Annotated in this window: 12 protein-coding genes, 1 rRNA gene and 1 pseudogene; 8 read left to right on the top strand and 6 right to left on the bottom strand. The window is 69.8% G+C overall.

Features of this window, described 5'->3' with window-relative positions; all coding sequences use genetic code 11:
• Window positions 1-329: 329 nt before the first annotated feature.
• Window positions 330-1,388: an S-adenosylmethionine:tRNA ribosyltransferase-isomerase gene (locus AC4IHM_RS26015; RefSeq protein ID WP_490869418.1), complete on the bottom strand. Its 1,059-nt coding sequence runs from the start codon at window positions 1,386-1,388 to the stop codon at window positions 330-332.
• Window positions 1,385-2,080 carry an SDR family NAD(P)-dependent oxidoreductase gene (locus AC4IHM_RS26020; RefSeq protein WP_490869419.1) on the bottom strand — a complete coding sequence of 232 codons (696 nt, stop codon included), beginning with the start codon at window positions 2,078-2,080 and terminating at the stop codon, window positions 1,385-1,387. The genes AC4IHM_RS26015 and AC4IHM_RS26020 overlap by 4 nt, the downstream gene beginning before the upstream one ends.
• 238 nt (window positions 2,081-2,318) lie before the next feature.
• Between AC4IHM_RS26020 and AC4IHM_RS26025 the strand changes: the two are divergent.
• The 3 genes and pseudogenes from AC4IHM_RS26025 to chpE all read left to right on the top strand — a co-directional run bounded on the left by AC4IHM_RS26025 (window position 2,319) and on the right by chpE (window position 4,517).
• Window positions 2,319-3,483, top strand: a pseudogene (locus tag AC4IHM_RS26025) (GAF domain-containing sensor histidine kinase).
• Entirely contained in the window at window positions 3,476-4,117 is a 642-nt protein-coding gene (locus tag AC4IHM_RS26030; protein WP_490869420.1) for a response regulator, read from the top strand. Before AC4IHM_RS26025 ends, AC4IHM_RS26030 begins: the two are co-directional and overlap by 8 nt.
• Window positions 4,118-4,271: 154 nt before the next feature.
• The gene (gene chpE, locus AC4IHM_RS26035) at window positions 4,272-4,517 is read left to right on the top strand and encodes a chaplin ChpE (protein ID WP_490869421.1); all 246 of its coding nucleotides are present in this window, start codon (window positions 4,272-4,274) and stop codon (window positions 4,515-4,517) included.
• Between the two features lie 224 nt (window positions 4,518-4,741).
• On the opposite strand, the gene AC4IHM_RS26040 is transcribed toward chpE, so the two are convergent.
• Complete coding sequence (locus tag AC4IHM_RS26040; RefSeq protein ID WP_490869422.1) at window positions 4,742-5,530, bottom strand: Rv1486c family protein; 789 nt, start codon at window positions 5,528-5,530, stop codon at window positions 4,742-4,744.
• A gap of 151 nt (window positions 5,531-5,681) precedes the next feature.
• Between AC4IHM_RS26040 and AC4IHM_RS26045 the strand changes: the two genes are divergently transcribed.
• From AC4IHM_RS26045 to AC4IHM_RS26055, 3 genes are all read left to right on the top strand, one after another.
• Window positions 5,682-6,479: an ABC transporter ATP-binding protein gene (locus AC4IHM_RS26045; protein WP_490869423.1), complete on the top strand. Its 798-nt coding sequence runs from the start codon at window positions 5,682-5,684 to the stop codon at window positions 6,477-6,479.
• 54 nt (window positions 6,480-6,533) lie between these two features.
• Window positions 6,534-6,965, top strand: a complete 432-nt coding sequence (locus AC4IHM_RS26050; protein ID WP_490869424.1) for an NfeD family protein — start codon at window positions 6,534-6,536, stop codon at window positions 6,963-6,965.
• Window positions 6,966-7,120: 155 nt separating this feature from the next.
• Complete coding sequence (locus AC4IHM_RS26055; RefSeq protein ID WP_490869425.1) at window positions 7,121-8,080, top strand: SPFH domain-containing protein; 960 nt, start codon at window positions 7,121-7,123, stop codon at window positions 8,078-8,080.
• Between the two features lie 43 nt (window positions 8,081-8,123).
• On the opposite strand, the gene AC4IHM_RS26060 is transcribed toward AC4IHM_RS26055, so the two are convergent.
• The 3 genes from AC4IHM_RS26060 to AC4IHM_RS26070 form a co-directional block, all read right to left on the bottom strand.
• Window positions 8,124-8,630 carry an HNH endonuclease gene (locus AC4IHM_RS26060; RefSeq protein ID WP_490869426.1) on the bottom strand — a complete coding sequence of 169 codons (507 nt, stop codon included), beginning with the start codon at window positions 8,628-8,630 and terminating at the stop codon, window positions 8,124-8,126.
• Between the two features lie 199 nt (window positions 8,631-8,829).
• On the bottom strand, window positions 8,830-9,369 hold the full coding sequence (locus AC4IHM_RS26065) for a YbhB/YbcL family Raf kinase inhibitor-like protein (protein ID WP_490869427.1): 540 nt from the start codon (window positions 9,367-9,369) through the stop codon (window positions 8,830-8,832).
• A gap of 39 nt (window positions 9,370-9,408) precedes the next feature.
• A complete protein-coding gene (locus AC4IHM_RS26070) occupies window positions 9,409-10,191 on the bottom strand; it encodes a sporulation protein (RefSeq protein ID WP_490869428.1) in 783 nt (260 codons plus the stop codon).
• 140 nt (window positions 10,192-10,331) lie between these two features.
• Between AC4IHM_RS26070 and AC4IHM_RS26075 the strand changes: the two genes are divergently transcribed.
• Both AC4IHM_RS26075 and AC4IHM_RS26080 read left to right on the top strand, forming a co-directional pair.
• The gene (locus AC4IHM_RS26075) at window positions 10,332-10,973 is read left to right on the top strand and encodes a DNA-3-methyladenine glycosylase (RefSeq protein ID WP_490869429.1); all 642 of its coding nucleotides are present in this window, start codon (window positions 10,332-10,334) and stop codon (window positions 10,971-10,973) included.
• A gap of 521 nt (window positions 10,974-11,494) precedes the next feature.
• Window positions 11,495-13,022: ribosomal RNA gene (locus tag AC4IHM_RS26080) — 16S ribosomal RNA — on the top strand.
• The last annotated feature ends 10 nt before the right edge of the window (window positions 13,023-13,032 follow it).

Below are 13,032 nucleotides of genomic sequence, written 5' to 3' on the forward strand. Positions count from 1 at the left end.
CTCTTCGAATAGCGCGGAGGTCGCTCTCGTCCGGTGGGGGACAGGGGTGCTTCCGGCACAAACGCCGGGGCGGGATGCCCACGGCGCTGAGCGACGAGAGCAATTCTTAGCGGCCGCAAAATTCGGTGGCAAAGGCGTGACGTACGATCCGGGGTAGTGGATCAGGGGTGGGTGATACCGGGCAAACAGGGCCGTATGTCCCGCTCAAAAGGGACGAGTCGCTCTCCTACTCCTGTTCGTACGTGATGTGCGCCCTATGTGAGGGCTCACATCGACCCCCCGCCGTTCTCACCGTTGGTTGCTGAAGCAATGCGATGTGTAAGGGGTTTTCAGTCGCTCTCCCACGGCAGGAGGAGATGGACGTCCCCGAACTCGTGCCACAGGTAGCGCCCCCGCACCGCCGCGTCGTAGCCGCGGCCGATCGCCGCCCGCCCCGCCACCGCCTCCAGCATCAGCAGATGCGAGGCCTCGGGCTCGTGCAGCCCCGTCAGCAGGCCGTCCACCACCCGCACCCCGCGCTCCGGAGTCACGACCAGATCCGTCCACCCCGCCCGGGGCCGTACGACCCCGTCGACACCGGCCGCCGACTCCACCGCCCGCACCGCGGTCGTCCCCACCGCCACGACCCGCCCCGCACCCGCCCGCACGGCGTTGATCAGCCGCGCCGACGCCTCCGGCACCCGGAACCGCTCCGGATACGGCGGCTCGTGCGACTTGGCCGAAGCCACCCCCGTGTGCAGCGTCACCGGCGCGAACCGCACCCCCCGGCTCACCAGCTCCGCCACCAGCCGCGCCGTGAAGGGCCGCGCCGCGCTCGGCATCTCCGCGCTGCCCGTCCCGTCGGCGGACGGCAGCGCGAACACCGTCTGATACGCGGACAACGGCTGATCGCGCTCCGTGTACGAGTAACGGATGGGCCGCCCGTGCTCCCGCAGCACCGCGGACACCTCCGCCCCCGACACCCGCGCCCACCACAGCCGCTCCCCACGCGTGCTCAGCGGCTCCTCCAGCAGCAGCCGCGCACCGCCCCGCAGCCGCACCCCGGCCCCCCGCGGCCCGCCCGCCCGCGCGCGCGTGGTGCCCCGCCCGTCGGGATCCCGCAGCTCCACCGCCCACCGGCCGTCGTCCCCGCGAGTGGAGAAGTGCACCACCACGCGCGCGTGCCCGACGCGCCCGTCGACGGCGGCGGCCAACGTGGCCGACGTATTGACGACCAGCAGATCACCGGCCCGCAGCAGCCCCGGCAGCTCCCCGAACCCGTGGTGCGAGACCTCGGCGCCACGCGACACCAGCAGCCGTACGGCGTCCCGGTCGAGGCCGGGCCCCCGCCGCTCGGCGGGCACCCGGGCCGACAGCTCCGGCGGAACGTGCGGCGCCGGCGTCGTCACAGCGCCTCCAGCAGCGCGGAGGCCCGGTAGCGGCCACTGGCCGGCCGTTCGTCCAGCAGCCGCAGAAGCGCCGGAACGACGCTCGCCGGATCCGGCCGCGGATCGTCGTCGTCCGGTACGGCCGCCGCGTACAGGTCCGTGGCCATGTCCCCCGGGTCCACCGCCCAGACCCGCAGCCCCGGCTCCTCGACACCCAGCACCGCCGCCAGCCGGTCCAGGGCCGCCTTGGACGCCCCGTAACCGCCCCACGTCCCGTACGCCTCGGCGGCGGCGTCCGAGCTGACCGTCAGCACCGCGCCCGCCGAGGCCGCCCGCAGCGACGGCAGCACGTCCTGGACCAGGCCCAGCGCGGCCACCACATTCACCTCCAGCGCCCGTCGCAGCCCCTCCGGCGGCAGCTCCTCCAGCCGCACCAACGGCTCGGCGCCCAGCGCGCTCGCATTGCTGACCAGCAGGTCCACCCCGCCCAGCCGCCGGGCCGCCGCCGCGAGGGCGGCCCGGTGCCCGGCCTGAGCGACATCCCCGGGCAGCGCCGTCACGCGCGTGCCGTACGCCTCCAGCGCCGTCGCCGTCTCCTGGAGCGCCTCCGCAGTCCTCGCGTCGAGCACCAGATCCCAGCCCCGCTCCGCCAGGGCCCCGGCGAGCGCCCGGCCCAGTCCCCTCGACGCCCCTGTGATGATCGCCACCGACATGGCACACGTCCCCTTCGCCGTATCCGTCGTCCCGACCGTCCCCGCCGACCGACCGGGCCGGCGTGATCCTCAACGTAGGAACCGGGCCCCACCGGCCGCCTCGGGCACGGGCCCCGACCGGACAGGGCCCTTCGCCCTAGGCCCGACGGGCGGGACCTCCGTCCTAGGCCCACCGCCCCGGGCCGGGGCCGGTCGCAGGTCCGATCCCGTTGTCGGCCCCCGCCGGTACCGTGAGGACATGAGTCACGGCCCACGGTCCGGCCTCGCCGCGGTCAGCTCCGCGCTGCTGGCCATGAGCAGGCATCTCGAGGTGCGCGACGTTCCTCAAGACGATCGTCGCCTCGGCCCGCGAGCTGCTCGACGCCCGGTACGCGGCGCTCGGCGTCCCCGACGACCACGGCGGCTTCGCCCAGTTCGTGGTCGACGGCGTCAGCGAGGAGCAGTGGAAGGCGATCGGCCCCCTGCCCCGCCAGCACGGCATCCTCGCCGCGATGCTCCACGAGGCCACGCCCGAGCGTCTCGCCGATGTCCGCGAGGACCCCCGGTTCGGCGGCTGGCCGTCCGCCCACCCCGACCTGGTCGACTTCCTCGGACTGCCGATCCGCGACGGCGACGAGATCATCGGCGCCCTGTTCCTCGCCAACAAGGTGCGCCCCGCGGGCGGACCCTGCGCCCGACCGGACGGCACCTGCGGCTTCACCCGGGACGACGAGGAACTGCTCGGCATCCTCGCCCAGCACGCCGCGATCGCCCTCACCAACGCGCGCCTGTACGAACGCAGCCGCGAGCTGACGATCGCCGAGGAACGCTCCCGGCTCGCCCACGAACTGCACGACGCGGTCAGCCAGAAACTGTTCTCGCTGCGCCTGACCGCCCAGGCCGCCACCGCCCTGGTCGACCGCGACCCCGCGCGCGCCAAGGGTGAGCTGCGCCAGGTCGCCACGCTCGCCGCGGAGGCCGCCGACGAGCTGCGCGCCGCCGTCGTCGAGCTGCGCCCCGCCGCTCTGGAGGAGGACGGCCTCGTCGCCACCCTGCGCACCCAGATCCAGGTCCTCGACCGCGCCCACGCCGCACGCGTGACCTTCACCTGCCACGGCGTCAAGGCCCTGCCCGCCGCCAGTGAGGAGGCGATGCTGCGCGTGGCCCAGGAAGCACTGCACAACGCCCTGCGCCACTCCGGGGCCGGACACGTCGACGTGACCCTGCGCCGGCGCGGCACCGAAGTCGTCCTGCGGGTCACCGACGACGGCGGCGGCTTCGACCCGGGCACGGTGCGCCGCGCGGGACGCCATCTGGGCCTGGTCTCGATGCGCGACCGGGCGAGCGGCACCGGGGGCACGCTGACCGTGCGGTCCGCGCCGGGCGAGGGCACCACGATCGAGATGGAGGTCCCCGGTGGGTGACGCAATCAAGGTGCTGCTCGTCGACGACCACCAGGTGGTGCGCCGGGGACTGCGCACCTTCCTGGAGGTGCAGGACGACATCGAGGTCGTGGGCGAGGCCGCGGACGGCGCCGAGGGGGTCGAACGCGCCGAGGAGCTGAGTCCCGACGTGATCCTCATGGACGTCAAGATGCCGGGCATGGACGGCGTCGAGGCGCTGCGCAGACTCCGCGAGCTGGACAACCACGCGCGCGTGCTGGTCGTCACCAGCTTCACCGAGCAGCGCACCGTGGTCCCGGCCCTGCGGGCGGGCGCGGCCGGGTATGTCTACAAGGACGTGGACCCCGACGCGCTTGCGGGCGCCATCCGCTCCGTCCACGCCGGCCACATCCTGCTCCAGCCCGAGGTCGCGGGCGCCCTGCTGAGCCAGGAGGTCAGCGGCCCCGGCCAGGGCAGAGCGGGTTTTCTCACGGAGCGGGAGCGCGAGGTGCTGGGCCTGATAGCGGACGGCCGCTCCAACCGGGAGATCGCCCGCGCGCTGGTGCTCTCGGAGAAGACCGTGAAGACCCACGTCTCGAACATCCTGATGAAACTCGACCTCGCGGACCGCACCCAGGCCGCGCTGTGGGCCGTACGCCACGGTGTGGCCGACTGACGCGTACGCGGCGCCGGCCCGGAGGGTTCCCCTCCGGTCGGAGATTCATACCGTCGTGGGAATGTCCCCCACATGGCGCATCCTTCGAGGCGCCCGGCCGTTCTCCAGTGCGTGCCGCGGTGACTGCCGCGGTGATCGCAAGGAGGGCTTGTAAGTGAAGAACCTGAAGAAGGCAGCGGCCGTGACGATGGTGGCCGGCGGGCTGATCGCCGCCGGTGCGGGCATGGCCTCCGCCACCGACGGCTCCCACGCCCACGGTGAGGCCATCGGCTCCCCGGGCGTCGTCTCCGGCAACCTCGTCCAGGCGCCGATCCACATCCCGGTCAACGCCGTCGGCAACAGCGTCAATGTCGTCGGGCTGCTGAACCCGGCCTTCGGCAACCTGGGCATCAACCGCTGACGCAGCCCCAACGCCGCCCCTCGGCACCCGGCCCCCGCGCGACTGCGGGCAGCCGTGCCGCAGGGGCGGCCTCGGGCGGGGTGCGCGGCCCCCGTCAACGCCGGACCGCGCACCCCGCCTCGCGCCAGCCGGACGCCCCCTCACCTGTCAAGGGGTCCCGCATGCCCCGCCCGTACCTGTCAGGGGGTGTCACCGCGCACCCCGCCCGCACCCGTCGGGCGACTTCACCGCACGCCCCGCTCCCGCTCCTCCACAACCGAGTTGTAGGCCGCGACCTGCGCCCGCCGGGCCGTCCGCTCCACCGGCCGCAAGGCCTCCCCGCGCGCCACCATCTCCGACGCGCTCACCGCACCCCCGGGCCCGTTCTCCGACGCCAGCGCCACCAGCACTCCCACCCGCTGCGCCAGCTCCAGCACCCGCACCGCCCGCGGCGGATACCCCGGCGCCAGCACCTCCCGCCCGCGCTCCGCCCGCGCCCGGTACGCCGCGACCGCCGCCTCCGCGACCGGCCCCGACCCGGCGACGTCCAGCCGCGTCAGTACCTCCGTAGCGTCCCGCAGCGCCTCCGCCAGCTCCCGCTCGGCCTCCCCGAGCGAGGGCACATCGGCCGGCGGCGCCTCCCGCACCGGCAGGCAGCGCCAGCCGACCTCGACCCGCACGTCACCCTCGGGCCCGGCCTCGTACACCTCCGGCACCAGACCGAGCGCCGCACCATGACAGATCACCGCCTCCCGCGCCTCCAGCGCCCGCGCGTTGAAGTCCGGCGGCCCGCTCAGCCCCAGCGGATGCCCCGGCGCGGGCAGCGCGACGCGCAACCCCGTCGCCCCGAGCGCCCGCAGCCGGCCCAGTGCCAGCGTGAGACCGACCGGAGCCGCCTCGCCCGGCAGCCCCTCCACCCGGTGCACCGCATCCCCGCCGACGATCGCGACCGCGGCGTCATCAGGCGAGACCATTCCGGCAATAAGGGCATTTCCCCAGGCGGCAAGGCGCCCTGCGCGTGGTTCCGAGAGCATGCCCCCAGACTAAGGACCGGACCGATGGAACGGTGACGCCGACCGGTGGCGTAGATTTCCAGGAGGGCCTGCGCCCACCGGCGCGGCGGCCCGAGCCAAGGCGTACGCGAGAGCCGAGACCGGCCACACTGCAAGGGGAGACAAGGCGCTCATGAGCGATGTTCTGGAACTTCAGGACGTATCCGTGATCCGTGAGGGCCGGGCTCTCGTGGACCAGGTCTCCTGGTCGGTCAAGGAAGGCGAACGCTGGGTCATCCTCGGCCCCAACGGCGCCGGCAAGACCACCCTCCTCAATGTCGCCTCCAGCTACCTCTACCCCAGCAAGGGCACCGCCACCATCCTCGGCGAGACGCTCGGCAAGCCCGGCACCGACGTCTTCGAACTGCGCCCGCGCATCGGCATCGCGGGCATCGCCATGGCCGACAAGCTGCCCAAGCGCCAGACCGTACTGCAGACCGTGCTGACCGCCGCCTACGGGATGACCGCCGGCTGGCAGGAGGAGTACGAGGAGGTCGACGAGCGGCGCGCCCGCGCCTTCCTCGACCGCCTCGGCATGACCGAGTACCTGGACCGCAGGTTCGGCACCCTCTCCGAGGGCGAGCGCAAGCGCACACTGATCGCCCGAGCCCTGATGACCGACCCCGAACTGCTGCTCCTGGACGAGCCGGCCGCCGGCCTCGACCTCGGCGGCCGCGAGGACCTCGTGCGCCGTCTCGGCCGGCTCGCCCGCGACCCCATCGCCCCCTCGATGATCATGGTCACCCACCACGTCGAGGAGATCGCCCCCGGCTTCACCCACGTCCTGATGATCCGTCAGGGCCAGGTCCTGGCCGCCGGTCCGCTGGAACTCGAACTCACCTCCCGCAACCTGTCCCTCTGCTTCGGACTCCCGCTCGTCGTCGAGCAGGTCGGCGACCGCTGGACCGCGCAGGGACTGCCGCTGTCCTGAGCCGCCCCCTGTGCGCCCTGTCCCCGGCGGGCCCAACGGACCTACCATGACGGTGTGAACGACATAGACGCATGGGTGTGGTGGCTCGTCGCCGCGGCAGCGCTCGGCATCCCGCTCGTCGTGACCGCGATGCCGGAGTTCGGGATGTTCGCCGTCGGCGCGGTCGCCGCCGCGGTCGCCTCCGGGTTCGGCGCGGGCCTCGTCGTCCAGGTACTGGTCTTCGTCGTCGTCTCCGTCGCCCTCATCGCCGTCGTGCGGCCCATCGCCGCCCGGCACCGCTCCCAACAGCCCCAACTGGCCTCGGGAGTGGACGCCCTGAAGGGCAGACAGGCCGTCGTCCTGGAGCGGGTGGACGGCTCCGGCGGCCGGATCAAGCTCGCCGGAGAGATCTGGTCGGCCCGCGCGCTGGACGCGGGGCGTGCCTACGAGGCGGGCGAGGAAGTGGATGTGGTGGAGATCGAGGGGGCAACGGCGATCATCATGTGACCCCGCCGTGCACAAGTGGACCGAACGCCCCCCGAGTTGCGCGACGGTCTGTCAGACTCGACCAGCAAGATCCTCAACAGCCGTAGGATGAGCAGTCGTCAGGGTCAATAGGATCTGCCCGAGCGCCGAGGCGGAGAAGGGGACGGACAACCGCGATGGAACCGGTCATCATCGTCTTGATCATCCTGGTGGTGTTGGTCTTCATCGCCCTGATCAAGACCATCCAGGTCATCCCACAGGCCAGCGCGGCCATCGTCGAGCGCTTCGGCCGCTACACGCGGACACTGAACGCGGGCCTCAACATCGTGGTCCCCTTCATCGACACCATCCGCAACCGCATCGACCTGCGCGAACAGGTCGTGCCCTTCCCGCCGCAGCCGGTCATCACCCAGGACAACCTGGTCGTCAACATCGACACCGTCATCTACTACCAGGTGACCGACGCGCGCGCCGCCACCTACGAGGTCGCCAGCTACATCCAGGCGATCGAGCAGCTCACCGTCACCACGCTGCGCAACATCATCGGCGGCATGGACCTGGAACGGACCCTGACCTCCCGCGAGGAGATCAACGCGGCCCTGCGCGGCGTCCTCGACGAGGCCACCGGCAAGTGGGGCATCCGCGTCAACCGCGTGGAGCTGAAGGCCATCGAACCGCCCACCTCCATCCAGGACTCGATGGAGAAGCAGATGCGCGCCGACCGCGACAAGCGCGCCGCGATCCTCCAGGCCGAAGGTGTCCGGCAGTCCGAGATCCTGCGCGCCGAGGGCGAGAAGCAGTCCCAGATCCTGCGCGCCGAGGGCGAGGCCAAGGCCGCCGCACTGCGCGCCGAGGGCGAGGCCCAGGCCGTCCGCACGGTCTTCGAGGCCATCCACGCCGGCGACCCGGACCAGAAGCTGCTCTCCTACCAGTACCTCCAGATGCTCCCGAAGATCGCCGAAGGCGACGCCAACAAGCTCTGGATCGTCCCCAGCGAGATCGGCGACGCCCTCAAGGGCCTCTCCGGTGCCATGGGCAACTTCGGTGGCATGGGCGCCGGTTCGGGCGGCGGCAGCGGCAACGGCGGCGCCGGTGTCCCGGCCCAGGAACGCAGGGAGAAGCCGTCGATCGACTGACGGCGCCGCATCCACCGGATCCCGGGCGAGTGCCGCGCAGCCGTCATGCCGCGTCCAGCACCAGCCACTCCGGCAGCGCCTCGAAGTCGTCCCGGGCCAGCGCGAGCAGCATCGCGTCCGCGGGCGTCGGCTCGAACGGCGTCCGCAGCAGCGGCATGCCCGCCTGCTCGGGCGTCCGGTTCGCCTTGCGGTGATTGTCCTCCGCGCACGAGGCCACCGTGTTCAGCCAGGTGTCCTGCCCGCCGTGCGACCGCGGCACCACATGGTCCACGGTCGTCGCCCGCCTGCCGCAGTACGCGCACCGGTGCCGGTCCCGGACCAGCACACCCCGCCTCGACCACGGAGCGCGTCTTCGGAAGGGCACCCGTACGTACTGGCAGAGCCTGATCACCCGGGGCGCCGGTATGTCGAGCGCTGCCCCACGCATCCGCAGGGAGGGGTGGGCCTGCTCGACGACGGCCTTGTCCTGGAGCACCAGAACGACGGCTCGGTTCAACGTCACCGTCGACAACGGCTCGAAGCTCGCGTTCAGCACCAGCGTGTCCCGCATACCAGCCCACCTCCCGTGTGCACCGGCCCACCCCCTGGCGGGCTGGGATCAACTCTGGCCGGGCACGCCGGGATGGACAACGCAATATCCACTCCCACGAGGGGCGTCTCCCCCCGCCACTCCTCGGCAACAAAAATGCCCGCCCCTGATCCATTCCAAGACCAGGGACGGGCAAACGTTCCATGAACGCTCGGCACACTCAGCCCTCGGCGGGCACCTCGTACTCACCGATCAGCTGGGCACGCGCGATGGCGTGGAACCGCAGGTTGAAGCCCACGAAGGCGGGCGTGGCGGCGGCGTCCGGACCCAGCTTCTCCTGGTCCACGGCGTACACCGTGAACACATACCGGTGCGGCCCGTCCCCGGCCGGCGGCGCGGCGCCGCCGAACTCCTTGCTGCCGTAGTCGTTGCGCGCCTGGACGGCACCCTCCGGCAGCCCATCGAACGAGCCACTGCCCGCGCCCGCCGGCAACTCGGTCACCGAGGCCGGGATGTCGAACACCACCCAGTGCCAGAACCCGCTCCCCGTCGGGGCGTCCGGGTCGTAGCACGTCACGGCGAAGCTCTTGGTCCCGGACGGGAAGCCCTCCCACCGCAGCTGCGGTGAGGTGTTGCCGGCCGCGTAAACCTGAGCGTCCTTGAGCGCCGCCCCCTCCTGGACGTCGTCACTCGTGACCGTGAACGACGGCACGGGCGGATGGAAGTCGTGGGGGAGCGGACGCCGCTTCGGCTCGGTCACTCGGAACCTCCTGATCGTGTGGTGCAGAGACGACCGAGCCTAGAACCAATTGCGCCTGCTGCCGACCTCCGAAAGCCATTGGTTGAGGTACGCCGCCCAGTCGGTCCCCTGGTAGTCGTGCAGCCCCACCTGGAAGGAGCGGAACGTGTCGCTGCCCTCGCTGAACAGCCCCGACTTCTTGTCCATCTCCAGCACAACGTCCATGGCCTGCGCGTCGGCCACGAAGCTCAGCTCGACCTGGTTCAGCCCCCGGTACCGCTGCGGGGGGAAGAACTCGATCTCCTGGTAGAAGGGCAGCTTCTGCCGCGTGCCCCGGATGTGGCCCCGCTCCATGTCCGCGCTCTTGAAACGGAAGCCCAGCTGGATGAACGCGTCCAGGATCGCCTTCTGCGCCGGCAGCGGGTGCACGTTGATCGGGTCCAGGTCACCGGAGTCCACGGCGCGTGCGATGGCCAGCTCCGTGGTGACGCCGATGTTCATCCCGCGCAGCGCCTGCCCGTCGATCATGGTGACCGGCGTCTCCCAGGGAATCTCGAGCCCGAACGGCACCGCGTGCACCGCACCGGCTCCGAGGTCGAACTCCCCGCCGAGCCGCACCTTCGTGAACTCGATGTTCTGCTTGTACTCCTGGTCCCCGCTCTCCACCTCGACCTTGGCCTGCAGCCCGACCGAAAGCGCCTGGATCTGCTGGTCGACGGAACCGCCCTGGATGCGCACCTCGCCCTGGACGACGCCGCCCGGAACGACGTTGTCCTCACTCAGCACGGTCTCGACCGAAGCCCCGCCGGCCCCCAGGCTCGCGAGCAGCTTCTTGAACGCCATGTCTCTCCCTCTCCAGGCTTTGCCGAACCCTTGATCCCTACAAACGCGATTCGGCCGCGGCCGGTTCCGCGCCCGCACCAGGAAGGCAGAGCACCTCGGCCACCCTGTGGACGGACCCGGCTGCGTTACGCTCGGACGGCATGATCGCGAGCCTCGAACGTACGCCGCTGCCCAGGGACTTCTTCGACCGTCCCGTCCTTGAGGTGGCCCCCGACCTGCTGGGCCGCATCCTGGTGCGCAACGGCCCGGACGGCCCGATCGCCCTCCGCCTGACGGAGGTGGAGGCCTACGACGGTGAGAACGACCCCGGCTCCCACGCCTACCGCGGTCGCACCGCCCGCAACGACGTGATGTTCGGTCCGCCCGGTCATGTGTACGTCTATTTCACCTACGGCATGTGGTTCTGCATGAACCTGGTCTGCGGGCCCGAGGGCAGGGCGAGCGCCGTTCTGCTCCGTGCCGGCGAGATCATCGAGGGCGCCGAGCCGGCCCGGACCCGTCGACTCTCCGCCCGCAATGACAAGGAACTGGCCAAAGGCCCGGCCCGTCTGGCCACCGCCCTGGGCGTGGACCGGGCCCTCGACGGCACCGACGCGTGCACGGCCGAGGACACCCCCCTGCGCATACTGACCGGCGCCCGCGTACCCCGCGACCAGGTACGCAACGGTCCGCGGACCGGCGTGTCCGGCGAGGGCGGAGTCCACCCCTGGCGCTACTGGATCGCCGACGACCCGACGGTCAGCCCGTATCGGGCCCATGTGCCCAAGCGGCGCCGAAGTTGACTCTCTCTTGGCAAACGCGTAACGTGGCCCGAGCCGCTTGACCCGGTATGGCAATCGCCAGCAACGGGAAGTGGCCAACCCACTACCTACGATTTCCCCTCGGCGGGGGCGAATTCTGCGTGTCTGCATGCCGGAATTCACCCGCGGGACTCGATTTTGAGGCCACGGAGAAGTCGGCTAACGTAGTGAATGTCGAAAGGCCGACGGGCGAAAGCCCAAGGACTGCGACAAATCCCGCCGACCGGGAATCGGGCCGAAAAGGATCTGATAGAGTCGGAAACGCAAGACCGAAGGGAAGCGCCCGGAGGAAAGCCTGAGAGAGTTTCTCGGGTGAGTACAAAGGAAGCGTCCGTTCCTTGAGAACTCAACAGCGTGCCAAAAGTCAACGCCAGATATGTTGATACCCCGACCTGATCGGTTGATCCGATCGGGTTGAGGTTCCTTTGAAATACAACAGCGAGGACGCTGTGAACGGTCGGATTATTCCTCCGACTGTTCCGCTCCCGTGATGTTGGAAAGCATTCACGGAGAGTTTGATCCTGGCTCAGGACGAACGCTGGCGGCGTGCTTAACACATGCAAGTCGAACGATGAACCACTTCGGTGGGGATTAGTGGCGAACGGGTGAGTAACACGTGGGCAATCTGCCCTGCACTCTGGGACAAGCCCTGGAAACGGGGTCTAATACCGGATACTGACCTCCACGGGCATCTGTGGGGGTCGAAAGCTCCGGCGGTGCAGGATGAGCCCGCGGCCTATCAGCTTGTTGGTGAGGTAATGGCTCACCAAGGCGACGACGGGTAGCCGGCCTGAGAGGGCGACCGGCCACACTGGGACTGAGACACGGCCCAGACTCCTACGGGAGGCAGCAGTGGGGAATATTGCACAATGGGCGGAAGCCTGATGCAGCGACGCCGCGTGAGGGATGACGGCCTTCGGGTTGTAAACCTCTTTCAGCAGGGAAGAAGCGAAAGTGACGGTACCTGCAGAAGAAGCGCCGGCTAACTACGTGCCAGCCAGCCGCGGTAATACGTAGGGCGCAAGCGTTGTCCGGAATTATTGGGCGTAAAGAGCTCGTAGGCGGCTTGTCGCGTCGGTTGTGAAAGCCCGGGGCTTAACCCCGGGTCTGCAGTCGATACGGGCAGGCTAGAGTTCGGTAGGGGAGATCGGAATTCCTGGTGTAGCGGTGAAATGCGCAGATATCAGGAGGAACACCGGTGGCGAAGGCGGATCTCTGGGCCGATACTGACGCTGAGGAGCGAAAGCGTGGGGAGCGAACAGGATTAGATACCCTGGTAGTCCACGCCGTAAACGGTGGGCACTAGGTGTGGGCAACATTCCACGTTGTCCGTGCCGCAGCTAACGCATTAAGTGCCCCGCCTGGGGAGTACGGCCGCAAGGCTAAAACTCAAAGGAATTGACGGGGGCCCGCACAAGCGGCGGAGCATGTGGCTTAATTCGACGCAACGCGAAGAACCTTACCAAGGCTTGACATACACCGGAAACGGCCAGAGATGGTCGCCCCCTTGTGGTCGGTGTACAGGTGGTGCATGGCTGTCGTCAGCTCGTGTCGTGAGATGTTGGGTTAAGTCCCGCAACGAGCGCAACCCTTGTCCCGTGTTGCCAGCAAGCCCTTCGGGGTGTTGGGGACTCACGGGAGACCGCCGGGGTCAACTCGGAGGAAGGTGGGGACAACGTCAAGTCATCATGCCCCTTATGTCTTGGGCTGCACACGTGCTACAATGGCCGGTACAATGAGCTGCGATACCGTGAGGTGGAGCGAATCTCAAAAAGCCGGTCTCAGTTCGGATTGGGGTCTGCAACTCGACCCCATGAAGTCGGAGTCGCTAGTAATCGCAGATCAGCATTGCTGCGGTGAATACGTTCCCGGGCCTTGTACACACCGCCCGTCACGTCACGAAAGTCGGTAACACCCGAAGCCGGTGGCCCAACCCCTTGTGGGAGGGAGCTGTCGAAGGTGGGACTGGCGATTGGGACGAAGTCGTAACAAGGTAGCCGTACCGGAAGGTGCGGCTGGATCACCTCCTTTCTAAGGAGCA

This window comes from Streptomyces sp. SL06 (genome assembly GCF_058244745.1).